Source organism: Halodesulfovibrio aestuarii DSM 17919 = ATCC 29578 (assembly GCF_000384815.1).
Lineage (GTDB): Bacteria > Desulfobacterota > Desulfovibrionia > Desulfovibrionales > Desulfovibrionaceae > Halodesulfovibrio > Halodesulfovibrio aestuarii.
Genome location: NZ_ARQF01000021.1, coordinates 1,059,029 through 1,083,956, shown reverse-complemented (window position 1 = coordinate 1,083,956; position 24,928 = coordinate 1,059,029). Strand labels below are relative to the sequence as shown.

Here is a 24,928-nt window from a genome sequence, read left to right as displayed (position 1 = left end):
GCATATATCTGTGCTCAATGTTCAGCGTTTGTGCGCGTTCCGGTTAATGTAGCGTCGGGCTGTGCTGTAAACAGCATTTTCCGTGGATATTCCATGAGAAATCCGCACTCATTGGGTTTACAATATTGGCTAATAAGCCTAAACTGCCGGCTTCAGGTTATTTTCGGCAAGGATCTCCAGATTGAAAATAAACCCGCATATTGCAACACATCTTAAGGGGCTTTGTTTCCAAGAGGTTGAAGCTCCGTTAAGGCGAGCTGGTGTTGCTGCAAAAAAGCCAAATTCCCACATACATCTATGTATGCTTCGATCTTGGCTTTTTTTAGCATCGTGCACTGCACAAGGGTTGTTCAATCTGATGAAAGAGCGTTCCCGCTGTTTCATCTGCTGAAATTCTGAGACCATTTTTTAAGGACATTATTGGGAAAGCACACACTTACAGGGGGTCATGATGACCAAGCACTTTACACGTATCAGAGATTTGGGTTGCCAAGCTGCGCATGACCTTATTGCCCGCGCTAAAGAGATGAAGGACACAGACTACCGTTGTGACCTTATGGCTGGCAAAACAGCGATTATGCTTTTTGAAAAGGCATCCACCCGTACACGTGTTTCTTTTGAAACAGCTGTATACCACCTTGGCGGTAAAACTATTTTTATGACTCCGGCTGAAAGCCAGTTGGGTCGAAGTGAACCGCTAAAAGATACTGCTCGAGTGCTCTCCCGATACAATGACTGTATGATTGTTCGAACCTTCGGTCAGGAAAACATTGAACAGCTGGTACATTACGGTGATATCCCTGTTGTTAATGCGCTGACTGACCAAGGGCACCCATGTCAGATTATGAGTGACCTCCTGACTATTCATGAACGCACTCCTAACTTTGACGCAGTACGGGTTGCATGGGTTGGCGATGGCAACAACATGGCTAATTCATGGATTGAAGCTGCAATGTACTTTCCGTTTGAGCTGTTTATGGCGTTTCCGGAAGGCTACGAGCCGGATAAAGAACTGCTTTCTTTTGCGCTGCAGGCTGGAGCTAAAATCTTCTGTACCCATGATCCAAAGCTGGCTCTTGAGGGTGCACACTACGTAAATACAGACGTATGGGCATCTATGGGACAGGAAGAAGAGCAGAAACGTCGCGAAAAAGCATTTGCAGGATACATGATTGATGAGAAGATGATGGCTCTTGCTCATCCTGACGCAAAGTTCATGCATTGTTTGCCTGCGCATCGCGGTGAAGAAGTGAGCGAAGAAGTTTTTGAAGGTCCGGCGTCTATTGTATGGGATCAGGCAGAAAACCGCCTGCACATGCAAAAAGCAATTCTCGAATGGGTATTCAAAGCAGATTAAGACAAACAGAAACCATGCTGTGTTGTTGCTGCGGATGAGTATTCAATGCAGCCAGCTACATCAGGTTGCTGGGTGATCGGGATTTGTTGTTAGATATGATGCGGGGCATGTAATGTGTCCCGCTTTTCAATAAAAGAATGGAAGGTACGAAATGGCTAATGATATTAAAAAAGTAGTGCTCGCATACTCCGGCGGGCTCGATACTTCCGTAATCCTTAAATGGATTGCACTTACTTACAATTGTGAAGTTGTTACCCTTACTGCTGATTTAGGTCAGGAAGAAGATCTCGACGGCGTAGATGAAAAAGCATTGGCAACCGGTGCTACTCGCGCATACGTTGAAGATCTCCGTGAAGAGTTCGCACGCGACTACATCTTCCCGATGATGCGCGCTAACGCAATCTACGAAGGCCGCTACCTGCTCGGTACTTCCATTGCGCGTCCTCTTATCACTAAACGCCTTATCGAAATTGCACACGAAGAAGGTGCACAGGCCGTAGCACACGGTGCAACCGGTAAAGGTAACGATCAGGTTCGTTTCGAACTTTCTGCAATGGCTCTTGATCCATCCATCAAAGTTATTGCACCTTGGCGCGAATGGAACTTCCGTTCCCGTACAGATCTTAACAACTTTGCAGAACAGCACGGTATTCCGCTTCCTGTTGCAGCATCCCGTAAGCTTTACTCCATGGACAGAAACATGCTTCACTGCTCTTTTGAAGGTGGCGAGCTTGAATCTCCTTGGCTTGAGCCGGGCCCGGGTTCCTACATCATGGCTGTTCCTGTAGAAGAAGCTCCGGACGAAGCTGAATACATTGAACTCGAATTTATCAACGGTGACCCTGTTGCTCTTAACGGTGAAAAATTAAGCCCTGCCGAAATGGTTAAAGCGCTTAACACTGTTGGTGGTAAACACGGCGTCGGTCGTCTCGATATGGTTGAAAACCGTTTCGTTGGCATGAAGTCACGCGGCGTGTACGAAACTCCGGGCGGCACCATCCTGCATGTTGCGCATCGCGATCTCGAAGGCATCTGCCTTGACCGTGATACCATGCACCTGCGCGATTCCATGATTCCTAAGTATGCAGAATGCATCTATAATGGTTTCTGGTTCGCTCCTGAGCGTGAAGCAATGCAGAAACTTATTGATGAAACCCAGAAAAACGTTTCCGGTACTGTCCGTATTAAACTGTACAAAGGTAACGTTATTCCTGTTGGCCGTAAGTCTCCTTACTCTCTCTACCGCGAAGACCTCGCTACTTTTGAAGAGGATGATGTTTACGATCAGGCAGACGCAGCCGGTTTTATTAAGCTTCAGGGCTTACGTCTTCTCGGCTACAAAAAATAGGTTCTCATCATGGCAGAAAAAAAGATGTGGGGCGGACGTTTTCGTCAGAAAACCGCTGCGCTCGTAGAAGAATATACAGAATCCGTTTCCTACGACAGAAACCTCTACAGGCAGGATATCGCAGGGTCTAAAGCCCATGCGCGTATGCTTGCCCGTCAGCAGGTTATTTCTCAGGAAGATGCAGATTCTATTGTATCCGGCCTTGATGCTATTCTAAAGGAAATTGAAGACGGTACGTTTCAGTGGAAAACTGAGTACGAAGATGTTCACATGAACATTGAAAGCCGTCTTTCCGAACTCATTGGTGATGCCGGCAAACGCCTGCACACCGGACGTTCCAGAAACGATCAGGTGGCACTTGATTTCCGTCTGTATGTTTCTGATTCTATCCGTGAATGGCAGGAGCTTATTAAAGGCGTAGTTGCTGAGCTTGTAAAACAGGCTGAAGAGCACGTGGATACCTTGCTTCCGGGTTGCACTCACATGCAGCCAGCACAGCCTGTATCCCTTGCACATCATCTTCTTGCCTACGCATGGATGCTTACACGCGATTTCGATCGCCTTGTAGACTGCGATAAACGCGCTCGTGTGTGTCCGCTTGGTGCAGCAGCACTTGCAGGCACTACATATCCGCTTGATCCTGCCTCAGTAGCAGAAGAACTCGGCATGTACGGAACCTTCAAAAACTCTATGGATGCGGTGTCCGACAGAGATTTTGTTCTGGAATCCTTATTCGCCGGTTCACTCGTTATGACGCATCTTTCTCGTCTTAACGAAGAGCTTGTATACTGGGCAAACCCTAACTTCGGGTACATCTATCTGCCAGATGCCTACGCCACCGGCTCAAGCATCATGCCGCAGAAGAAAAATCCGGATGTTTCGGAGATCATGCGCGGTAAAGTGGGGCGTACCTTCGGTGCACTCATGAACCTGCTCGCCACAGTTAAAGGTCTTCCAATGACCTACAACCGTGACATGCAGGAAGATAAAGAGCCGTTTATTGATACTGATAAAACAGTATCAACATCCCTCGCTATTATGGCAGGTATGCTCTCTGAATTGCGTTTTAATACAAAACGCATGGAAGAAGTGCTCAAGCAGGGCTTCCTTAACGCAACAGAACTCGCTGACTACCTTGTAGGCAAAGGTGTTCCGTTCCGTGAAGCTCACCACATCACAGGCGCTGCGGTGGCGCTTGCTGAAGACAAAAACAAGGGACTCGAAGATCTCAGTATCGAAGAGTTCAATACTGTTTCTGATCTTATCTCAGACGATGTGTACGAAGTACTCTCCTACAAGAATGCTGTTGCCCGACGCAAAACTCAGGGCGGTACCGGCCCCGATGCTGTGCGTGCACAAATAGCAGAATTGAACGGCTGGCTCAGCTAAGTCGAACAATATAGAATCTAAAAGGGACAGCATTTGCTGTCCCTTTTTTTGTGCCGTTTGAATAACAGCCTTTTTTTGCCTCCGGCGGCTGGGGGAAACCCTTTTGCAAAAGGGTTCTCCCCCAGACCCCTTTCCTAAAACTTTTACTTGCGAGGTCAGCACTTTTTTTGCGGAACCTCGCGGCTTATGTCCCACTACCTTACGTATCGGATATATTGAGTTCCTAAATGTATGACCATAGTGTGGTATTTTTTATTAATTCCTGCTGGTTTCGTTCCGGTGCTGTAGGCGTAGTAATGAAATTTTTTTGGCCTGACCGTTGCGGCGGGATATTTTGGGAGGCACATATTTTCGTTGCGACCATGGCTGAATTGGGTATATTGCAGCAGAACCACGGGAGAACCGTGAAATTTTATGGAGAATCTAGATGGTAAAAAGTATTTTTGTCGGTAACCTTGCATGGTCCGCTGAAGACGATGATTTACGCAATTTCTTTGCAGAATGTGGCACGGTTATCCGTGTGCGCATTATGAAAGATCAGGAAACTGGTCGTTCCCGCGGGTTTGCATTTGTAGATATGGATGCCGATGAAGCTGATGCTGCAATCGAAACCCTCAATGGTAAAAACTTGATGGGTCGTCCAGCAACTCTTTCCGAAGCTAAAGCACGCGAGCCGCGTCGCTCATAACCGTTTTTTAGCTGTTACAACAAATTTCGGTGTGTAAAAGTCCCTGCCTTCCACAAGGCAGGGACTTTTTTGTGTTCTTTTACACTGATAATGAATCAGGGAGTCGAGATGCCGCGCTGATCAACTCTGCACAGAGGGGTAGCCGGTGCTAGAAAAAACACTGCGTTATTCTCTTAAAGTAGTTCGCATAAGCCGCATGCAATTGTATGAAACGGGCTGGTCTCGCAAGTAAAAGTTTTAGGAAGGGGGTCTGGGGGAGAACCCTTTTGAAAAAGGGTTTCCCCCAGCCGCCGGAGGCAACACGGCTCGGACATGACAGAGACAAAATGTGATCTTCCGGCATAAAAAAAGGCGCTCGAAAGGGCGCCTTTGTATGACCAAGGAGTGCAGCTGCTAGTAGTGAGGAACTTGAACGAGCCATCCTTCTGGAGCTTCAATATCGCCGCGCTGCATGCTTACGTATTTTTCGTAGATGGCGCGGGTGTGTTTACCGATTTCGCCGTCACCTACTACGTATTCTTTGCCGTCGTCGGTTACGTATTTACCAACTGGGGTAATTACTGCTGCGGTACCGAAACCGCCGGCTTCGATGATTTCGCCATTCTCAATCTGCTCGAGGAAGTCAGCAATTTTGATGCGTTCCTGACGAGCATTCGGGAAAAGTTCCAACACGGATTGAGATGTGATGGACTTAAGGATTGTGTCGGTAAATTCTGGAATGATGATAGATCCGTCCTTCATGATATGGAAGTGGTTCATTGCACCAACTTCTTCAAGATAGGTATTGGTGGTATCAAGATAGAGTACCTGAGCACAATTTTTTGATTTTGCAAATTCCTGCGCACGCAGTGAAGCAGCGTAGTTACCGCATGCTTTAGCAGCACCGGTACCACCCGGGGTTGCGCGGTGGAATTTTTCGGTTACGAGCAGGGTAACAGTATTGCTGAAGCCGCCTGCGTAGTAAGGGCCACTTGGGGAAAGCATGATGCAGTATATGTACTTAGAGCTAGGATGCACACCAAGGGAGTCCTGTGTAGCGAACATGAACGGACGAATGTACAGAGAAGATTCCTCAACTTTTGGACACCAGTTGCGTTCAATATCGAGTAGGCGGTTGAGTGCTTCAATCTGAAAATCGACTGGAATTTCAGGCATGCAGAGAATTCGTGCAGATTCGTTCAAACGTTCTGCATTTTTGTCAAAGCGCCATGTGTAGAGTTCACCATCGCGCTGAAATGCTTTTGCGCCTTCAAAAAGAGCCTGACCGTAATGGAGTACCATTGCGCCAGGGGCAATAGAGAAGTTCTGATAAGGAACTATGCGCGCGTTTTTCCACTCGCCGTCTTCGTACTCAGCAACGAACATATGATCACTGCGCAGCTGACCGAATGAGAGAGTTTCAAGCTCTGACAAGCAGTTGTAATTTCGTTTTTCCTCAGGGAGTAAATCAAGTTTAAAGTCCATTCCAGAATCCTCTTCTGTCCGGTTGCATACCGTTTATAATTCAAATTGGTGGTTCACCAATATTCACTCAATCTGAAGAATATTTGAACAGTTCGATATATATTGTCAACGACTTTTGTACAAAAGTGTAAGTTCTTTAAGGTGGTTCCCTTTTTTTGGGGGGCAGACTTAATGTCGGGCCAAGGACGGATTAAGTATAAGGGAGTGCAAAAATGCTTCAAGGATTACTAATATAACGTATGTATTATCTATGATGCAGTAAAAAAGCCCGACACCTGCATGGTGTCGGGCTTTTTTAAGCTCGCAGTGAGTTGAAAGCTAGCTGACTACAGGCTGTGCGACAGTCATCATGATACCAACGTAGGCTGCAAACAGCAGGCTGATATCAGTAACTATCATAATAATTCCAGCACAGTATACGCTGACTTTTCTACGCATCGGTGTTGCGCTCAATACAATAAATGTCCAGAGAATGCAGGCAAAGACAGGCAGAAGAAGGGCAAAGCCCCAAGTCATTACAATTGGATTCTGCAACAGGTCTTTCGGCGCACTCGAAGTGATTTGTTCAATAAGTATAGGCAACTGGGTTGATACAAGCATTACGATGGATGCTGCAATCTGAAGTATCGTACCGCCAATAGCCCATTTTGCTGCGTATGGCATGGCAAACTTATAGTAATCACGACCAAAATCGTCTTTGTCTCTGCGTGCGAGCAGGTACATTTGCCCGAAAGTACCGCACAGGGCAAAGCCTGTGATGATACCAAGACTCATATAGGTGATGAATGCTTTAGAGCTTGCAGCCGAAATTAGTGCCGTCAGGATTTCAAGCGGCGTTCCCATGGAAGGAAGAAAGTATTCCAGAGACTGTAAGACGTTTGCTACCATTGCGACGCAGAGAACTGCTGCGAAAAGCAACACGGAACTTAACAGCCCGAGGAGGATATGCGCACCTTTTTGTTTGCGCATTGTCTTCCAAGCCTTGAAATAGACGGTTAACACTATTACGGCGAGTATGGTAACACCCGTCGAGAGAATAAGTGGTAATTGATACGGGCCTTGCAACATTACCGGATCAATTGTCAGGTAACGGGCAAATCCAAGGGTGAGCACTGCCAGTGCCGTGCCTCCGTAAATGAGGCACATACGGGTAAACTGCTTGCCGAATTTATCGTAAAAACTCTTTTTTTGAGATTTAGCGATGCCTTGGCTGATAGCAGAAATCAGAGGAAGAGACGGTGCGGCAAGGATAGCCATGATGACTAGGAAGCCTGCAAGTCTAAGTCCTAAATACTGAGGATCGTTGAGTAGCCCATTCATGCTACAAGAACTCCTTTGGGTGCATTTGCACGGCTTCTATGCCGAGCACAGGTTTATTGCACCATTTATACGCGAAAAGCAAGTTTTCCTGCACTACTACTATGCACTAAAAATGGTGTAACAGCTGTGTTTTCCTGAAAAAATAACTTCAGTTGAAAACAAATTGCAGGTATGCTGTACGCTGAATTTGGTTGAAATGCAGTTGCACGGGGCTGAATTGAGAAAACAGCCTGATAGCAACAGGCAGGTATAGAGGAGCGGCAATGAAAAGGCGGTTGTTTGTAGGTAGTATTATTTTAGTATGTTGCGGGTGTAGTACCGCCTCTATGCATACGGAAGTAGCAAGCACGAAATGGCGGATGGAAAATCTGGAACAACGCTTTTTGGATTTTAGAGAAAGAGCCGCATTACGCGAAGCCGGTCTTTCGACACGCATAGCAAAATTAGAAAAGCAACTTGGTCTTCCTGTCCCAACGCAAGAAGAAATGATAGCTGAATCTGTTCAACTTACACCGGAGGTGCATGTCTTTTCGCCAACAGATGGCGCAAATACAGCGGCCGCTACAAGCGTTGACAATGACGGCGATCCTGAACCGTCTGCAAATGAATCTGCACAACCTGCAACAAAAAATGCGGATGAAGCAGACTCGCAGGCTGTTGCAGACGAACAGCAACTTGAAGATGAAACATCGGCCAAGCCTTCAGTAGCGGAAGCAGCAACACCTCCTGCTCCTACTAATGCGGACAGCCCTGTACACCCTTTCACAAAGTCTTCTGCCCAGCCACAAGTAGACGAAAAGGCAAGTTCTTCTGCCCAGCCGTCCGAGGCGTCTTCTCCTCAGGCAGCGGCAGCATCCGTGCCTTCTTCATCGCAAGAGGTTTCCACACCTTCCCCAACGGCAAAAGATGCGCAGCCAAGCTCTGCGCCGCGCGTTGTTGCTCAGCATTCTGATGTTCCGGTTCCTAAAAAAACAGTGCGGCCTCCTGCAAAGAAAACAGGTTCGACCTCCATGTATAAGCACGGGCTAGAGTTGCTTGAAAAAGGGCGCTACGTAGAAGGACGTGAACGTCTTGAAGAATTTTTAACAGAATTTCCGCGGGATCCGCTTACACCGAATGCTGTGTATTGGGTGGGTGAGGCGTACTATTCGCAAAAAGATTATCTCATTGCTGTGGATGTGTTCCGCGAAGTGCTGAATCGTTTTCCCGAAAGCAGCAAGGCAAAATCAGCAATGTTAAAAATTGGGTATTCCTTTGAGCGGATGAATGAATTATCTGAAGCGCGTCGATATCTTTTAAAAGTAGTTGAGAAATATCCAAAATCGAACGAGGCGCGTCTTGCCCGTAAAATGCTTTCCGGTATTTAGAAAATTGATATGAATGCAACTCCTGTAAGCTGTCTTGCGACGTTGTCGGAAGACAGACGCGAAGATTTTTGGGCTTCTCTGGCTCTCCGCTATACTGCCGGTATCGGGTTCAGAACTGCCAAACGATTATTGGTCGAGTATGGTTCCGCCAATGCCGCTATGAATGATATTAAAGGCTGGTCTGCACGGGCTTCTATTTCTGCCAAAGTGGTGGAAGCTGTATTGAGCAACCGCTGGCGGGAACAGGCGAAAAAAGAGTGGGAAAACGCTGCGCAGGTTGCCTGCGAGGTGCTTCTATGGTCTGACCCTGCGTATCCTGAACTGCTTCGCGAAATTCCTGACCCTCCACTTTTTCTGTACTACAAAGGCGATCTTTCACTACTGAAGAATCCGGCCATCGGGGTCGTAGGCTCCAGACGCTGCTCAAAGGACGGTATCCGTACCGCAGAAGTGCTCAGCAGAACGTTGTCTGCTTGCGGCGTAACCACGATTTCCGGTCTTGCGCGTGGTATTGATGCTGTTGCCCATACTCATGCGCTTTCTGGATGGGGAAGCACTGTTGCGGTGCTTGGTACCGGTATTTCGCATATCTACCCGCCGGAAAATAGTGACTTATTTTTCGGTATTGCAGAACGCGGCATTCTTGTTACTGAATTTCCCCCTAATATGCCGCCTGAAGGACGTAATTTTCCTTTACGAAACCGCATTATTAGCGGGTTGTCGCTGGGAGTACTTGTCATTGAGGCAATGCCTAAAAGCGGCAGCCTGATTACTGCCCGTCATGCGCTTGAACAGGGGCGCGAGGTCTTTGCTGTACCGGGGCGTATGCAATCGCGTGCTTCATCCGGCTGTCATGATCTTATCCGTCAGGGGGCAACCGCAGTGTTCTCCTGCGACGATATTCTTGTATCTATTGCACCGTTGCTCGGAATTTCGCTAGATAACTTCACCAGAACAGGGAATGTCGCGTCTGTAAGGTCGTCAGTGCAGCCTTCGGCGGTGGCTCCAATGCCGGATTTTCCAGAATCGGTCACAACAACGGGAGTAGCTGCTGTAGGCGCTGAGACTGACTCAGTAAATGCCCCTGTTGAAACAGAACAGCCAACGAACTCTGCATCTTCAACACGTCATGATAGCGCGACCTTTGCTGAATCGGAAAACATTCCGGACGAATTTTCGACTGAACACGGAGTTTCAGACGATACTGTTGAACTGGTCAATTCAGCCGTTCATTCAAGTGATGTAGAACCGGAAGAAACAGCCGCAGAACACGAACTGAGTATTGAAGAGCAGCTTCAGGCGATTCCTGAGGTGATTGAGATCCCGTTGACGAATTCCGTTGACGGTGCTTCTAGCGCAAGCGGGCTTGTTTCAGGTGAACCGGGGTCAGATCATCACGAGCGTGGATCTGCTTTTGCGATAAATAAGGCTGATGAGGACGGGGTGGTGCTACCGAAACCTACATTACGGGTGCACGCCGATATTTTGCCGTTAGAAGAAAAAGTCATCGACCCCAATGCTCCGCTTGATGAACAGATTGTGCTGCTGCTTACAGGTGAGGAGTCGGTACACATTGATGTGCTCAGCAGAATGACTTCCGTTCCTGTCTCGCAGATAAGTACTGCTTTGCTGATGCTTGAGGTTTCCGGTCAGGTAAGAAAGCTGCCGGGGATGAAGTATGCAAAAGTGTAGCTTGCTGTCCGTTCTGCATTTTTAAAAAACGCGTTTTCGTCCTATGTGCTCTGTACAGTGTTTGATTTGCCTAAAAAGAATTTTGAAAATAGTCGTTGTTCAGATGGAGAAGAACATGTTTGCGGACGATAACTTTGACGGTGAACTCCCCGAACTTCCTGATATGGCGGAAATGTACATTGGGCACTTGAGTATTGAAAAAGGATACTCCGGCGCCACGGTGGAAGCGTACGCGCGTGATCTATATCAGTTTGAAACATACCTGCACCGGACACAGAATACGCTGGATACACCCGAAAAGGTTAAGCGGGAGCATATTCGCGGCTTTTTAGCAGAGTTGCATCGTGTGCAGATTGGAAAAACGTCCATGGGACGTAAGCTATCTGCTTTGCGCGGTTTCTTTAAATACATGGCAAAGCGTAAGCTCATTCAAAATATCCCGACAGACGGGGTGCGGAATCCGAAAGCGCCGCAGAAACACCCGACAGCACTTAATGTAGACCAAACTTTTGAAGTACTGAATAAGAGGAAGCAACTCAAAGCAGAATCCACCCGTAAGCGTGCCTACGGTAAAGAGCAACTGCTACGCGACCTTGCTCTGGCGGAACTTCTTTACGGTTCCGGACTACGTATTTCCGAAGCATTGCGTCTCAATCTTCACGACATTAATACCAATTCCGGTATCGTACGCGTGACAGGGAAGGGGGAAAAAGAACGTGTTGTCCCACTTTCAGATACCGCTAAAGAAGCCATAACCGCATGGACTTCTGTACGGAACAAACTCGATTCAACAGGGCAGGAGCCGGCACTGTTTCTCGGTGCCCGTGGCGGTAGACTGAATCGACGCCAAGCTGTACGGATCATTGAAGACCTCTGCAAGCGCGTAGGGCTGCCGCAAGCAGTGTCACCACACAGCCTGCGCCATTCCTTCGCAACACATCTTCTCGAAGCGGGAGCCGACATGCGCAGCGTGCAAGAGCTGCTCGGGCACGCTCGACTCACAACAACGCAACGGTACACACACCTTACCATCGCCAAGCTTGTCGAAGTGTACGACAAAGCGCATCCGGGCGGGAAAAGATAAGCTTTTTCTTTGTTACGTCTTTGGAAGGTCTTCGACGAGCCTCCGGCGGGTCTCCGACGGGCAAGGGCTCTGCCCTGCACCCGCAAGGGGCGCGCCCCTTGACCCTTTTAGGGGAATGTTTTCTATTCTTTTAAAGTTTTTTTTCGGGTTAGCTATAGAAAGATTGTTGTTAGATAAAGGTCATGGCGGATAGGCTGCGAGGATACGACCTGCCTGTGCCAGAGGTGCAACTCATACAATACAATGTATTATGGTAAAAAGAGTGGGGATAAGCCGGAATTGTTTGAGATAGTAGGCTGTTCTCGCAATTCGCAGTCAAGAGGGCGTCCCTCTTGCGGGTGCAGGGCAGAGCCCTTGCCCGCCGGAGGCATACAAACTCAAAAAAGCGCCGCAGGCAAAAAAACAAAAACAAAAACAAAAACAAAAGCCCGTCACATTGTGACGGGCTTTTGTTTTCTTAGTTCTATGAACGAATCAGCAACTAAGGCATGTGCTGATCGAGTTTGGTCATTTTAAAGTCGAGTACATCGAAGCCCGGTGTAATTGCTTTGACGATGTTGACTGGTGACACGTAGATGTCTGTCCAGTCGAGGGTAATGGTGATGTCGTCTTCGTTGAAGATAACTTTTGCGAACACTGGTCGTACGTCCATGGTGCGGTCGCCTTTTTTGGTAGAGCGTGTCCACATTATGGAATCTTCTTCAAGCATATCTTTGAATGCCTGAATGAAGTCGGCTTCGCGTGTTTTGTCGCCCACGTATTCCACTTTGAAGGTCTCTGCGTACGGCTGCGGCTGTTTTTTTGACATGGAGAGCTTTTCTACTGCTACCGGATGCATACCGGTCGGCAGCGCAGAGATGAGTTTTTTGAACACTTCTTCCGGTGTGAATGGTTCGCGAATGAAGATGTTCACCCATTCTTTTTTACTTGCCACACCGATCGGCAGGGCGCGGCCGAATGAAATGAGCGGCAGCGGGTGGAAGCCCTGAGAGAAGGTGAGCGGCAGATCTACGCGACGGAAGATGCGTTCGAAAATGGATTGGAGTTCCAGCTGCGAAAGGAATACGGATGCACCTTCTTTACTGTACCAGACGCGCATGTGCGCTGCCTTTACAGTAAGGTGCTCTGCAAGCTTTGGCGGCTTGTTGGATACTGCGGACTTGATGACAATACGGCCGTTTTCGTCCAGTTCGATCTCGTGTGCTTCCTGATCCCGTGCTTCGTTGTTGAGAATGTTCTGGTATTTTGTATCTTCGGTAAGACGTTCCAGTTCAGACTCTTTTGCACCTTTATCACAGGCGCCACATACGCGGCATGCGCCGTAGCGACAATCGTCAGTCACTTTTTCTTCTTTCGCGCGTTTGAGTTCGCGAAGGAGAAATTCTTTGGTTACGCCGTTATTGAGATGATCCCACGGAAGCGCAGCTTCGGTGTCGCGTGCTCCGGTGTATTCATCAACGGTGAGGCCGTGCTCTTCGAGCGCTTCAAGGTACGGTTCGATGGAGAAATGCTCAACCCAGCTGCTGAAGACAGCGCCTTTGGCGTAGGCAGTTTCCACAACGTCCGCAAGGCGGCGGTCACCACGGGAGAAAATACCTTCAAGAAGGCTGGATTCCGGCTCGTGCCAGCGCATACGCATGTTTTTTTCTTGCTTGAACTTGTCGCGCAGGTAGAAAATGCGGTTGCGGATTTCATCGTAAGAAATTTGCGGTTCCCACTGGAACGGGGTGTTCGGCTTAGGAACAAACGGAGAGATACCTGCGGTTACCTGAATGCGCTTGCCTGCTGCACCACGTACTTTGCGGCAGAGCTCAATAATTTCATCGAGGTCTTCGTAAGTTTCTGTTGGCAAGCCGATCATAAAGTACAGTTTAACCTGCTGCCAGCCATGCTGGTAGAGTTTCCGTACGTGGGTGATGATGGCTTCTTCCGTAATGCCTTTGTTGATTACATCACGTAGACGCTGGCTGCCTGCTTCCGGAGCAAGGGTTGCACCTGTACGGCGGATGGAAGCCATTTTTTCCATGATGTCGTCATCAATGGAGCCGACGCGCAAGGACGGTAATGATACGGAAACCTGTTCCTGTGTACAACGGTCTACGGTGTTCATGAACAACTCTTTGAGAGCTGAGAAATCACCGGTGGACAGAGAGAGGAAAGAAAGATCGTCGTACCCTGTGGTTGTGAGGCTTTCCTGCACAATTTTTTCTACGTTTGTTACGGAACGCTCACGGGCAGGGCGGTAGGTCATACCTGCCTGACAGAAGCGACAGCCGCGGGTACAGCCACGTGCGATTTCCAGCGCAAGACGGCTGTGCACTGCGCCGAACGGAATCGGCTGGCTGGTCGGGAATGTTGCATCATCCATTTGCGGTACTACGCGGCGTGTTGGACGCGCGGTAATGTCTTCGGTCGGCACGAGCATTGTTCCTGCTTCTTTTTCTTCAAAGAAGGATGGAACGTAGACGCCCGGAATTTTTGCTGCCCGAAGAAGAAATTCGTGTCGTGACGTGTTTTCTTTTTTGCACTGTTCAAGAGTTTCGAGCAATTCAACCATCATGAATTCGCCTTCACCAAGGGTCATGAGATCCATGAACGGTGCAAGCGGTTCGGCAGATAATGTGCAGCCGCCACCAGCCATGATGATCGGGATATCCAGCGTGTCACCACGATCTGCGGTGCGGTACGGAATGCCGCTCAGGTCGAGCATGTACAGAATGTTAGTGTAGCAAAGCTCGTGCGTGACATGAAAGCCGACCATGTCGAGATCGCCAAGTGGAGTGTCGGATTCCAGCGTTGCCAGCGGTGTGTTGTGGTCACGCAGAACCTGTGCGGTTTCTACGCACGGGGTGAAAACACGTTCTGCCCACCAGTTTTCACGCTCGTTGAGGATTCCGTAAAGAATCTTTTGACCAAGGTATGACATGCCCACTTCGTACATATCTGGAAATGCAAGTGCGGTGTGGATGGAAATGTCTTTGCCTTGTTTATGAACGGTTCCTTCTTCGATGCCGAGGTAACGGCTTGGTTTGGGAACCAGTTGCAGCAATTCACGCATGGAATGTCCTTATACGGATGCCTCTTGTGGCAGGGAGGCGTGAGTAAAAAGTTATGTCGTGCAAAAATAGGTAAGAGGCGACACTAATGCCGCCTCTTAAAAAACGTAATAAAAGCGAGTGATTATTTTTTCAGAAGCTGGGAGATATCAGTTACATTACCGCCTGCGCCACCCTGAAGGTTCAAGTTGCCAAGACCTCCGGTGGAAACGGTAAGGTTTGAAGTAGCTTCCAGATATTTTGTTTTAAGATCTTCCGGACACTCTTTGTATTCGTAGATTACGTGTGCGGTAGAAATTTTAGCGTCGAAATCTTGCTCAAACGGGTAACCGAAAGGCAGGAGCATCATCTGTACGCCTTGCTGAGTTGGGACAGTCTGCAAAACAGCTACGTCGGTAAGCATACCTTCTTCAACGTTTGCTTTGCCAATGAGCATGTCGCCACTCACTAATTTAACTAATTTAATTTCATAAGCCATGTTCTGCTCCTTAAAGTAAGTTCCGGCTTTAGGTAGGTATTCGTTCTGCAACTGTCAAGTATTCAGTGTGCTAATCTGATGCAGGCGTAATAAACAGTGCTGCAATGCTTGCGATTGTTAGAGCGCTTAGTATGCCAAATCCAGTTTCAAAAGAGAATATGTCTCCACAGTATCCCAAAAAGTTCGGCATGATTCCGGAACCGATAAATCCCACAAAAGGCATGGTGATTGCGAGTACGAGAGATTGTTCTTCCGGTGGAAAGAAATCTGAAAAAACCATAAAAATTACAGGAAATAGAATAGCTGGAAACAGTGGTTGTGCAATGATTGCTGCCGAGAGCAGCGTTCCGTGCGCTGTCGCCATAAGCGCAAGGGATACGGCGCTTAACAGCAATCCGCTGAAAAGCAGCGGTTTGACGCCTGTTATGGTCGAGATAAAGCCTGCAGAAAGAGCCATCAACGGCGTTGCCAGTCTGGACATGGCAAGCAGGTTGTTAGCCTCGGCGCTTGTCATGTTTTGCTGATCAACCAGAAACAACGGTAACACATAATATGGAGCGGTTTCCAGTGTCAGAGCAATGCCCACAAGGGTAAAGAAAATCCATGTGTTACGCTTTGTCAGAATTCGTTTGACGGTGGAAAAGCGCGGTGGTGCTCCGTGGGTGTATCCACCTTTACTCGTAAGTGCAAAGAGAATGGCAAGCAACATAGCTGCTATACCCATGTAACGCATGGTGCCGCGCCAGTCTGTGAATGAGAGCATTATTTCAACGATAAACGGGGCAGTGATGAAACCAAGATTCGGCGCAAGTTCGTGAATTGAAAATGCTTTGCTTATATCTTCTTTTTTTACAAGAGAGGCTAGCATTGCCATGCCGGATGGAAAGTACAATCCCGCAGAAAGCCCAAAAAACAGCAGTCCTAACTGTAGTTGAAGGTAGGTTGTCGTAGTGGAAAGCAGGGTGAAACTTGCTCCGACAAAAAATATGGATGCTGTGATAATGCGCCGGTGCGTAAAGTGTGTGGCAAGAAAGCTGTTGGCAAAAAGGCTCAGGCTGAATCCAAGAGAGCGAATAACAAGCAGGCTGGTGGTAAGCGTGTATGAGAAGTGAAATTCTTCCTGAATAGAAACGAGCAGTGGTGATAAAAGCGCACGTTCTACACTGTTTACGTAGAAAATGAGCGCAAGAAAGCAAAGATATGGAAAAGCAGACCGAAAAGGCAGCGCGCTATGTTGTATAGTAGTTCTAGGCATTTATTATTCTTGTACGTGATGTTGAGGAAATACGGGCGTTGCCGATAGGGCGTGGGGGTCTCAGTTTGTGTGGATAATAAGGGAAGAGAGTATGCCGAAGTCTTTTTCAGAAGGGAGAGCTTGAGAGGGAACCTAATTTTTTGAAAAAAAACGGGGTTCCCTCTCAGCCGCCGGAGGCAACAGAAATACTAAATCGAGTTATCTGTTGCTCAGCCCCATGCGTTCTTTGATGTAGTCAAAATCGATGGAGGAGCTCACAAGCTGAGCGCCCTGACGAATTTTGATCACATCGCGCAATTTGTGTCTGGAAAGAATAGCTTCCATTTTCTTTGCTACGGTGTAGGTATCGTCGCGAACAACGACGATAGGAATATTCAGCACCTCTGAGCGGGTGAGAATAATATCGTTAGGGTAGAGGTTACCGGTAAGTACGAGGCACGGGCAGCTGCCTTCAAGGGCAACAAGCTGTACGTCGGAACGGTCACCACCTACGATAACGGCAGAGTTTTTATTCTTTCTAAAGTGCGTCATAAAGTTTTCAACCTGCATGGTGCCGATGAGGAAGTTTTCTACAACTTTCTCAGATTTGGACGCGCAGGAGATAACTCTGCCGCCAAGGCGTTCTGCAAGGTCGCTTACTTTAATGGCACCCATGAGCGGATCTTTCGGGATAACACCGAGCACTTTAATATCATTACGTTCGAGGAAAGGCTTAATGAGTCCATCCACTTCATTCATAAAGCTGGAAGGAATGTCATTCAAGATAACGCCGGCAAGGCTGTCTCCCAGAACATCTTTGAGTACGACAAGGTAGTCGTAATTCAATTCTTTATCGAGCCGGTCTATAACAATGATTTGCAGACCAAGTGCTTTGGCAACGCGCATTCCGTCAATGTTGCAGTAGCGGCCGGAGTACATGGAGCCTGAACCGGCAACGACCATAGCGTCTTTGCCTTTTGCAAGCTGTTCATACCCATGCTTGATTGACGGCATGAGATCGTCAAACTGTCCGCTGAATGCGCGTACTTTGAAGTCCTGTGTTACGACCACCGGACTGACGAGCTCCGGTGGTGCATCCTGTCCGAGAATATCTTGAACAAAAAATGCGTCCTGATCACCGAGCACACCGTCACGCTCTTCCGGTACAGCACCGACTGGTTTCATGTAGCCTACATCAAACCCTTCTTTTTGAAGACGCAGACCAATGCCCATAACAACCATGTTTTTACCGGAATATCCGGACGTAGAGCCAATGTAGATTCCTGCAGCCATTGCGTCCTCCTGTCAAAAAACTATATAAAAATATTGAGTTACACATGCGCAATTGAGCAGAACATGCTAACCCAGCTTTGGAACAATATCATAAAAAGTAGCCAGCCGTGAATAGATGACAGGCTAAAAAAGTATAATGAAACATGCAGAACAGCTTGAGCTAAAATGCGATTTACACTTTGCCGTATTATAACAGAGAAAATCAAGGAAGATATTTACTGTTTTTGAGTTTAAGGGGCTTGTAATGTCTTTGGTTTGTGTATTTAATTGAGTGCATGCCATGCATGTGTCGTGTATGTTGCATAAATGTGATGTTTATAAAACCGGTTGAGGCGTAATTGGTAGAATAAATGGTATCTGTGTTTACATATGGTGAAAAAAAAGATAACCGCCAATGCAAACTTATACGATCACAGTATGCTGTTGATAAGACTTGTGTACAAAAGGCAGCCATTTCCTTTTTTACCCAGGCACTTGTCGGCAGAAAAGCACCGTTGTGTGCGAGAAGGATAGTATGCTCGAAAGATTGCAAGAACACATTCGTTATACATTTACTCAGATTTCTTTGCTTGAGACAGCATTAACCCACAGTTCATTCGCGAATGAGCATGGCGGGGCGATAGAACATAACGAACGATTAGAATTTTTAGGTGACGCAGTTCTTGAAATCTGTGTTTCTGAACGGCTATTTGCCAAATTTCCAAAAGCTAGAGAGGGTGTGTTAACCCGTATGCGCGCAAAGTTGGTGAGTAAGCCATCTCTTGCAGCCTTAGCAATAGAAATGCAGCTTGATAAATATTTGAAGCTTGGCAAAGGGGAAGAGGCGCAAGGCGGCCGGGACAGACACTCTTTATTGAGTGACGCGTTTGAGGCTGTACTTGGTGCAGTATTTCTTGACGGCGGCTATGATAGTGCCTTGAAGTACATCGATAACATGTTTGAGGGCAAGTGGCCTAACGAACCGGAAAACTCCAAGTCAAAAGACTACAAGAGCCGTTTACAAGAACTGACACAGAAAAAATTTAAAGACCGTCCATCTTATACGCTTAAAAACAGTAAAGGCCCTGAACATGCAAAGGTGTTTGAGGTTGAACTGAGACTGCCGGACGGAGCGATAATTATCGCTGAAGGTCCCAGCGTAAAACGTGCAGAGCAGTATGCTGCCAGCATTGCACTTGAGCGGCTTGATGTATAACTGACTGTATATGAGCCAATAAAAAAAGCCGGAGAATTTCTCCGGCTTTTTTTATTGGTATGTCTCTTCCTGAAGCAGGATTACATCCAAAGTGCTCAGTGACCGGCTAAGAGCCTTCAAGGAGTCTGCGTGCTGTTTCCGGCAACGAGTTTGCCTGAACCAGTATAGACATGGCTGTGTTGGCCATAAGTTGTCTGCGGGTAAAGTCTACCATTTCGCTCGCAACATCTACATCAGAAATTTGAGACTCGGATGCCTGCGCGTTTTCGCGCTGGATTGAAATATTATCAATGGATGCTTCGAGGCGGTTTTGTGTTGCACCAATGCGTGCTCGAATTTTATCTTTTTTAATGATCGCTTTTGAAATGTTGTCGAGCGCCTTGAGTGCACTTTTCCGTGTTAAAAGGGTATCACCTGCGCCGTTGCCTATACCGAGTGCTTTTGCGTTAACTTTAGCTATCTTAATGCCGTAGTTATCATGAGCCTCATTACGGGCACCAAAGGTGAATTTAATAGTTGTCGCGGAATCTGTTTGAATACTTTTTTGTACCGTTGAAAGATCTGCTTTGGCCTGAGCGCCATTTTCATCAATCTGTGCCTCGGTAAGTGCAGGGGGTGCGGTGTTTACAGGAACGGTTTTGTAGCTGACCGTATGGGTTGCCGCATCGTATTCAAAGGCAATATTTGCATCGTCGGCAGCAAGTGCAGGGTCGGTACTGCTCGGGTCAACAAACGTTTCGGTGATTTCACCTTTAGGATAGTTTGCTGTAACGCGAAGCTGTTCTCCGGCGTTGGTTGTTACGGTACCGGTGGTCGGCAAATCATTCCAAGTTTCGCCGCCGTCTGTAGAAATTTCGTAGCGAACGCTAGTGGCTTCGCTTGGCTCATACTGCTTACTCAGAGTGTAGACTTCAGTACTTATGAGTTCCTGATCGCCAGCCGTTGCCTGTGGCTCAGGAGTGATAGTTGTGGTACCATCTGTATTGTAAGAGTATGTGGCATTGGTAGGAACTGTGCCACCAGTGCCTTTGTATGAGAAGGTTGCAGTGGTGGTAACGGTAAATCCATCTTCATTCCGGTTGGTGAACGTCGCTGTGTCACCAGCTGCTACAGTTGAGAGTGCGTTGTTTGCAGTATCCACAGTGGCTGCGCCGGTAGCAACAGGAGTTTCATTGGATACAATGAAATTGTGTTCGTAGCCATCAAGCAATTTTCTGGTGTTAAATTCGCTAGATTCGGCGATGCGGCTAATCTCAAGAGCTAATTTCTGGTATTCCTGATTGATCAGTACTCGCTGGTCGTCTGTATACGTTCCGGTAGCGGCTTGTTCTGCCAGCTCTTTCATGCGGATAAGCTGCGTATCAATTACGTTAAGAGCACCATCTGCTGTCTGAATCATGGAGATGCCGTCGTTTGCGTTACGCAATCCCTGACCGAGCGTTTTTATATCCGCACGCATAAGCTCGCGAATGGCAAGGCCGGCTGCATCATCTGCTGCTGTTCCAACACGAAGACCGGAAGAAAGACGACGGGTCGATGTACCCAGAGCGTCGTAGCTCTGATTAAGACTGTATCTGGAATTTATTGCCAGCATATTGTGGTTAATGGCTAAAGACATATTGTATAACCTCCGTGTTCTACAAAGCTCTCTACAGCAGTGATGGGGCTGTTAAAAAACAGCTCTATGCAAAAGTGTTGGAAAAAAAGCCGGGGAAAAATCCCCGGCTTTTATGTGTTCTAGGGGGACAGTTGATTCTAGCGTCCGTCGATGAGTTTCTGAGCCATCTGCGGCAGGGAGTTAGCCTGTGCAAGCATGGATACAGCAGCGTTAGTCATGATCTGAGTTTTGTTGAATTCAGTCATTTCAGTAGCTACGTCCACGTCAGAGATACGGGACTCAGAAGCCTGCAGGTTTTCTTGCTGAATAGACACGTTTTCGATTGTTGCAGAGAGGCGGTTCTGGGTAGAACCAATTTCTGCACGAACTTCGTCTTTTCTGCGGATAGCTTCTGTAAGATTCTCAAGAGCTTGTTTGGCTTCGTCTCTAGTGGCTACGGAATCTCCGGCATCATTACCAACACCAAGTGCTTTTGCAGTTACCTGATTGATAGCGGTGTCGTAGCTGTCGGCATCAGTATTACCGGAGCCGAAGTGAATATTAACTACAACAAGGTCATCAGATTTAACGTCAAGCTGTGTTGAAGATGCCTCACCGCCGGTAGTCTGAACCAGTTCAAAGCCTACACCGTTTGCCAAGTTGGTGGCAGGGTCGGTCTGCTCTTTAATGGTGAAGGTACCATTAGTGTTGTTAGAGATGGTGTCTCTGGTCTTTTTACCATCACCGTAGTCGGTAGTAACACGGAATGATTTAACACTAGGGTCAATATCTAATGATTTGTAGTTGGCACCCTGAACAAGAGGCTGTTCAACCCAACTCTTTGTAGCTTCATCAAATACTTCAACTTTAATTGATTCAGGAATGTTGTTAACATCACCAAAGGTTGCAGAAGCCGTAGATTCAATTGTAGCTTCTTTTTCAAGTTCAATCTCACCGCTTTTGGTGTTATGAGTGAATGTTGAAGAAGTAATGTTTTCATTAGCAGGTGTCGTAGGGTCATCGTAACCGGTGGTTACTGTGTTAGAAACCTGAGTTCCTGTTTTTGTTGTGAAATTGAATGTTTTCGTGCCAATAATTTCACTTTGAACGCTAAACTGGGTTGAGGAACCAGTTGTTGAGTCTAATGTAACCGTACCGTTATTGTTATCGGTAGCTCTAAGCACGCCGCCGGTAACATTTGTAATGGTGTCACGAACGGTGCTGCCATCTGCAAGAGTTGCGGTAATGCGGAGACTGTCACCAGCTGCAGTGCTCACATTACCGGCCGGAGCTGGTGTTATATCAGTCCATGTCGTGGCAGGTGGAGTAAGAGATTCCACCGTGTATGATGTAATTTGGTTTGTAGCGGAGCCATAGGTGAAAGCAGGAATGCTTGATGCAATAGTAGCTGCACCAGCTGTTGTAGCTATTGCACCTGTAACAGTGTTGTGCGTAATTGCGTTTGTGTCAGCAGTAGGGTCTGTTGCTAATGTTACTGCGTTGGCAATCGCTAATCCGCTTCTATTTGTTTGAGTAAAGGTGACAGCACCAGCGGAACCTGCGGCGTTACCGTATGATTCGATATCTCCGGATACAGAATAGGTAGTACCTGTAGCTGCAGTTGAAACTACGCTGTTAGTCGTAATACCGTTATTTGATGCTTCCCAAGTCTCAACGTTTCCTTCAACATCACCGCGGTTGATTATAGAAGGGGCTGTGTCGACAGCCTGACTTTCCTGATTATAAATAGGAAGACCAGTGCCGGCGAGTAATTTTCTGCTGTTGAAATCAGTATCTTCTGCGATACGGGTGATTTCTTTAGCCATGAGCTGGTATTCCTGATCTATCATCTTACGCTGTACATCAGTGTATGTATCGGTTGATGCCTGTTCTGCAAGCTCTTTCATACGGATGAGCTTAGCATCGATAACGCCGAGAGCGCCGTCTGCAGTCTGGATCATTGAAATACCGTCGTTTGCGTTACGCAGACCCTGACCAAGGGTTTTAATATCTGCACGCATAAGTTCACGCATTGCGAGGCCGGCAGCATCATCAGCTGCGGTGCCAACGCGAAGACCTGAAGAGAGTCTACGGGTAGATGTTGCGAGTTTACCGTAAGATTCGTTCAGGTTGCGGGTTGCGTTCATTGCCATCATATTGTGATTAATAACTAAAGACATATTGTATAACCTCCATGTTTTACTGCTATGTATAAAGCAATGGCGGTGCCAACTTTAGAAAGATTAATGAAAACAGTATTTTAATGTTTTGTGAAGGAAGATTAAGCCATTCTTGATAAAGAATTCAGGTCATTTTTTCCTTATAATGAGTGCGTGGTATGCATAGATTATAATGAGGCGGGCAGGATTTGCAGGGTGGTAGGTGTTTAGAAGTTGTCAGCTTATTTTTAGGCAATCTTTGCCAAACGTTGTCTGTTCAGTGCTTGATGTAGCCGGAATGATGTTCTGAGTGAGTATAGTGAATGTTAGTGGCTACAGATAGAACAGGTGACGGCGGGCAGAAAGGAGAGCTTTATAGGATATGCGTTTCTGGGGGGCTAACGCTGTGATAGTAAATAAAAAAAACGGCAGACTTTGCAGTCTGCCGTTTTTAATTTCGTCTATGCTATGCAACAAGATTTAATCCGCTTTGCAAGCTGGCTGATTGTTGCGGGAGTGCCGTTCCGTTAATGAGATCTTGTTTTGTATCTTTAAGTTGACGGAAGTGCTGTTTTGCCAGGAAGCGTTGCTGTGCTTCCTGCTGTGCGTTATGCTGCTCGGCGTCATTCCATCCCTGATCATTAAGATGGTTATCAGGGCCGGTCTGCACATCCAGTTTCTCAACTTTCAGACCCTGTGCTTCCAGAGAAGCGCGAAGAACATGCATGTTTTCCTGTAGTGCCTTTGCAGCTTCAGGATTTTCAGTACGGATGCTCGCAGCTACTTCACCGCTTTTGGTGGAAACCAAGACGTTTACAGGGCCAAGATCGGCAGCATCAAGTTTTAAAGACAGTTGACTGATACCGCTGCGCAGAGACTTGAACACACCGCTCTGGATCTGATCCAGAATTGTTGTGCTAGTCTGTTTCAGCGAAGCATTCTGGTTCAGGAAATCCGTCATTGTTGCGGTGGTGGACTGTCCTAATGAAGAGGTGTCCGCTACTGCAACATTATTCAAGAAGTTCATCCACGAGTTACCAGAACCACTCTGGGTATTATTCGGTAAGGAACCTGCATCAGAATCATTTGTATCTGTTCCGTCAGTGCTTGCCACTGCAGCTGCCGTTGTAGTGTTCTGTCCGTTTTGTTCTTCAGCAATATTTGTTGCAGACTGAGTCTGCGTTGTACCTTCTTTACTGTTAACACTCGACATAAAGCCAAGGCCTTTTTCGGTTGCCTGATCGGTACGTAAAATTTGTGTGGCGTTCTCTTCAGTCGAAGCATGCATGTCCGCTGAAGACACTTCATTGCCCTGAATAGCTTTTGCAATCAGAGGGTTAAGCTGCTGCTTAATCTCTTTTAATAAATCCCCGCCCGATGTGTTTTGTGCTTCTACGGAAGAGTCGAGAAGGGCAGCAAGCTGTTTAAGATCTGTACTGTCCATTGTGCTGTCAGCATCTGTGATCATAGCTTTGAGCTTGGCAAGCGTATTGCTGTCAAGTTGAAGCCCCTTGCCGAGGGCAAGTAATTCTTCCTGTGTAATGGAAAGCTCTGTCGTTGCATCGGCATTCTTTAAGAGGTCAGTGATGCTGTTCCAAGCTTTCTCAGTATCGCCGGACTGAAGGTCTGCAAGAATGTCATGTGACTTTGCAGGATCAATTCCGATTTGCTGCAAGAATGAGGAAATTTGGTTTTGCTCATCAGGAGAAAGAGAGATCGCCTCAGGTGTTACGTCAAACTGAGCTGTTTGCTCAAGAATGCCGATGAGGTTGTCCCAGGTTAGGGAGCTGTTCTCAGCTTGTTCCTGTAAACGCTTAAGCGTCTCTTTTTGAACTCCGGCTTTTTCCAGCTTTTTTTCAATGTCGCTAAAATCATCCGAGCTGATGGAAAGTTTTTTAAGCGAGCTGAGATTTTTATGAACCGACTGCATTGCCTTTTTTGTGGCTTGCTTGCACTCGGCATGACTTTTCTCGCTATTTTTTTGAATGGATTCAAAGATAGCATTGAAGCCAGTTCCAGTGGAACTGTTTGTCGTGATACTACTAGCTTGTTTTTTTAAGTATGCAGTAGGCGAAATGTGCATAATGAGACTCCTTGTCGAGATGAAAGCAAGAAGCGTTCCATAAAAAAATATAATGAAGTCGATATGTTGAGTTGTAATGTTGTGGGAAAAAAATGCCGCAGGCAACTTCAGGCTCATGAGAGCG

General features: G+C 47.2%; 17 protein-coding genes and 2 pseudogenes. 8 read left to right on the top strand and 11 right to left on the bottom strand.

The window, feature by feature from the left end; translation table 11 throughout:
• Positions 1 to 451 precede the first annotated feature (451 nt).
• From argF to F461_RS0115895, 4 genes are all read left to right on the top strand, one after another.
• Positions 452 to 1,357 carry an ornithine carbamoyltransferase gene (argF, locus tag F461_RS0115915; RefSeq protein ID WP_020002153.1) on the top strand — a complete coding sequence of 302 codons (906 nt, stop codon included), beginning with the start codon at positions 452 to 454 and terminating at the stop codon, positions 1,355 to 1,357.
• 151 nt (positions 1,358 to 1,508) lie between these two features.
• Positions 1,509 to 2,705, top strand: coding sequence for an argininosuccinate synthase (locus tag F461_RS0115910; protein ID WP_020002152.1), 1,197 nt, complete (start codon positions 1,509 to 1,511; stop codon positions 2,703 to 2,705).
• Between the two features lie 9 nt (positions 2,706 to 2,714).
• The gene (argH, locus tag F461_RS0115905; RefSeq protein ID WP_020002151.1) at positions 2,715 to 4,094 is read left to right on the top strand and encodes an argininosuccinate lyase; all 1,380 of its coding nucleotides are present in this window, start codon (positions 2,715 to 2,717) and stop codon (positions 4,092 to 4,094) included.
• A gap of 427 nt (positions 4,095 to 4,521) precedes the next feature.
• Positions 4,522 to 4,782: an RNA recognition motif domain-containing protein gene (locus F461_RS0115895; RefSeq protein WP_020002149.1), complete on the top strand. Its 261-nt coding sequence runs from the start codon at positions 4,522 to 4,524 to the stop codon at positions 4,780 to 4,782.
• Positions 4,783 to 5,175: 393 nt separating this feature from the next.
• Here F461_RS0115895 and F461_RS0115890 read toward each other — a convergent pair whose 3' ends face one another.
• On the bottom strand, positions 5,176 to 6,246 hold the full coding sequence (locus F461_RS0115890; RefSeq protein ID WP_020002148.1) for a branched-chain amino acid aminotransferase: 1,071 nt from the start codon (positions 6,244 to 6,246) through the stop codon (positions 5,176 to 5,178).
• 318 nt (positions 6,247 to 6,564) lie between these two features.
• Entirely contained in the window at positions 6,565 to 7,566 is a 1,002-nt protein-coding gene (locus tag F461_RS0115885; protein ID WP_020002147.1) for a hypothetical protein, read from the bottom strand.
• Positions 7,567 to 7,829: 263 nt separating this feature from the next.
• Between F461_RS0115885 and ybgF the strand changes: the two genes are divergently transcribed.
• From ybgF to F461_RS0115870, 3 genes are all read left to right on the top strand, one after another.
• Positions 7,830 to 8,933, top strand: coding sequence for a tol-pal system protein YbgF (gene ybgF / locus F461_RS18855; protein WP_020002146.1), 1,104 nt, complete (start codon positions 7,830 to 7,832; stop codon positions 8,931 to 8,933).
• Positions 8,934 to 8,942: 9 nt separating this feature from the next.
• Positions 8,943 to 10,625 (top strand): DNA-processing protein DprA, encoded by a 1,683-nt coding sequence (dprA, locus tag F461_RS18850; protein ID WP_020002145.1) that lies wholly within the window; start codon positions 8,943 to 8,945, stop codon positions 10,623 to 10,625.
• Between the two features lie 115 nt (positions 10,626 to 10,740).
• Positions 10,741 to 11,709: a tyrosine recombinase XerC gene (locus F461_RS0115870; RefSeq protein ID WP_020002144.1), complete on the top strand. Its 969-nt coding sequence runs from the start codon at positions 10,741 to 10,743 to the stop codon at positions 11,707 to 11,709.
• 481 nt (positions 11,710 to 12,190) lie between these two features.
• On the opposite strand, the gene F461_RS0115865 is transcribed toward F461_RS0115870, so the two are convergent.
• The 4 genes from F461_RS0115865 to F461_RS0115850 all read right to left on the bottom strand — a co-directional run bounded on the left by F461_RS0115865 (position 12,191) and on the right by F461_RS0115850 (position 17,770).
• The gene (locus F461_RS0115865; RefSeq protein ID WP_020002143.1) at positions 12,191 to 14,767 is read right to left on the bottom strand and encodes a TIGR03960 family B12-binding radical SAM protein; all 2,577 of its coding nucleotides are present in this window, start codon (positions 14,765 to 14,767) and stop codon (positions 12,191 to 12,193) included.
• A gap of 122 nt (positions 14,768 to 14,889) precedes the next feature.
• The gene (locus F461_RS0115860; RefSeq protein WP_020002142.1) at positions 14,890 to 15,243 is read right to left on the bottom strand and encodes a hypothetical protein; all 354 of its coding nucleotides are present in this window, start codon (positions 15,241 to 15,243) and stop codon (positions 14,890 to 14,892) included.
• Positions 15,244 to 15,313: 70 nt separating this feature from the next.
• Positions 15,314 to 16,498: an MFS transporter gene (locus F461_RS0115855; RefSeq protein ID WP_020002141.1), complete on the bottom strand. Its 1,185-nt coding sequence runs from the start codon at positions 16,496 to 16,498 to the stop codon at positions 15,314 to 15,316.
• A 198-nt stretch (positions 16,499 to 16,696) separates the two neighbouring features.
• Positions 16,697 to 17,770, bottom strand: a complete 1,074-nt coding sequence (locus F461_RS0115850; protein WP_020002140.1) for a phosphotransacetylase family protein — start codon at positions 17,768 to 17,770, stop codon at positions 16,697 to 16,699.
• Between the two features lie 514 nt (positions 17,771 to 18,284).
• Here F461_RS0115850 and rnc point away from each other — a divergent pair.
• Positions 18,285 to 18,965 (top strand): ribonuclease III, encoded by a 681-nt coding sequence (gene rnc, locus F461_RS0115845; RefSeq protein WP_020002139.1) that lies wholly within the window; start codon positions 18,285 to 18,287, stop codon positions 18,963 to 18,965.
• A 106-nt stretch (positions 18,966 to 19,071) separates the two neighbouring features.
• Here rnc and F461_RS19280 read toward each other — a convergent pair whose 3' ends face one another.
• From F461_RS19280 to F461_RS0115820, 5 genes and pseudogenes are all read right to left on the bottom strand, one after another.
• Complete coding sequence (locus F461_RS19280) at positions 19,072 to 20,106, bottom strand: flagellin (protein ID WP_235633756.1); 1,035 nt, start codon at positions 20,104 to 20,106, stop codon at positions 19,072 to 19,074.
• Positions 20,107 to 20,163: 57 nt separating this feature from the next.
• Positions 20,164 to 20,583, bottom strand: a pseudogene (locus tag F461_RS19555) (flagellin N-terminal helical domain-containing protein); the annotation flags it as partial.
• A gap of 137 nt (positions 20,584 to 20,720) precedes the next feature.
• A complete protein-coding gene (locus F461_RS19425; RefSeq protein ID WP_235633755.1) occupies positions 20,721 to 21,746 on the bottom strand; it encodes a flagellin in 1,026 nt (341 codons plus the stop codon).
• A 575-nt stretch (positions 21,747 to 22,321) separates the two neighbouring features.
• Positions 22,322 to 22,742: pseudogene (locus tag F461_RS19420) on the bottom strand (flagellin N-terminal helical domain-containing protein); the annotation flags it as partial.
• 445 nt (positions 22,743 to 23,187) lie between these two features.
• Positions 23,188 to 24,804 carry a flagellar hook-length control protein FliK gene (locus F461_RS0115820; RefSeq protein ID WP_020002136.1) on the bottom strand — a complete coding sequence of 539 codons (1,617 nt, stop codon included), beginning with the start codon at positions 24,802 to 24,804 and terminating at the stop codon, positions 23,188 to 23,190.
• Between the last annotated feature and the right edge of the window lie 124 nt (positions 24,805 to 24,928).

What these genes read in the sequence shown, in the direction of transcription:
- argF (WP_020002153.1), top strand. Translation starts at nt 452, where the DNA reads ATGACCAAGCACTTTACACGTATCAGAGATTTGGGTTGCCAAGCTGCG.
- F461_RS0115910 (WP_020002152.1), top strand. Translation starts at nt 1,509, where the DNA reads ATGGCTAATGATATTAAAAAAGTAGTGCTCGCATACTCCGGCGGGCTC.
- argH (WP_020002151.1), top strand. Translation starts at nt 2,715, where the DNA reads ATGGCAGAAAAAAAGATGTGGGGCGGACGTTTTCGTCAGAAAACCGCT.
- F461_RS0115895 (WP_020002149.1), top strand. Translation starts at nt 4,522, where the DNA reads ATGGTAAAAAGTATTTTTGTCGGTAACCTTGCATGGTCCGCTGAAGAC.
- F461_RS0115890 (WP_020002148.1), bottom strand. Translation starts at nt 6,246, where the DNA reads ATGGACTTTAAACTTGATTTACTCCCTGAGGAAAAACGAAATTACAAC.
- F461_RS0115885 (WP_020002147.1), bottom strand. Translation starts at nt 7,566, where the DNA reads ATGAATGGGCTACTCAACGATCCTCAGTATTTAGGACTTAGACTTGCA.
- ybgF (WP_020002146.1), top strand. Translation starts at nt 7,830, where the DNA reads ATGAAAAGGCGGTTGTTTGTAGGTAGTATTATTTTAGTATGTTGCGGG.
- dprA (WP_020002145.1), top strand. Translation starts at nt 8,943, where the DNA reads ATGAATGCAACTCCTGTAAGCTGTCTTGCGACGTTGTCGGAAGACAGA.
- F461_RS0115870 (WP_020002144.1), top strand. Translation starts at nt 10,741, where the DNA reads ATGTTTGCGGACGATAACTTTGACGGTGAACTCCCCGAACTTCCTGAT.
- F461_RS0115865 (WP_020002143.1), bottom strand. Translation starts at nt 14,767, where the DNA reads ATGCGTGAATTGCTGCAACTGGTTCCCAAACCAAGCCGTTACCTCGGC.
- F461_RS0115860 (WP_020002142.1), bottom strand. Translation starts at nt 15,243, where the DNA reads ATGGCTTATGAAATTAAATTAGTTAAATTAGTGAGTGGCGACATGCTC.
- F461_RS0115855 (WP_020002141.1), bottom strand. Translation starts at nt 16,498, where the DNA reads ATGCCTAGAACTACTATACAACATAGCGCGCTGCCTTTTCGGTCTGCT.
- F461_RS0115850 (WP_020002140.1), bottom strand. Translation starts at nt 17,770, where the DNA reads ATGGCTGCAGGAATCTACATTGGCTCTACGTCCGGATATTCCGGTAAA.
- rnc (WP_020002139.1), top strand. Translation starts at nt 18,285, where the DNA reads ATGCTCGAAAGATTGCAAGAACACATTCGTTATACATTTACTCAGATT.
- F461_RS0115820 (WP_020002136.1), bottom strand. Translation starts at nt 24,804, where the DNA reads ATGCACATTTCGCCTACTGCATACTTAAAAAAACAAGCTAGTAGTATC.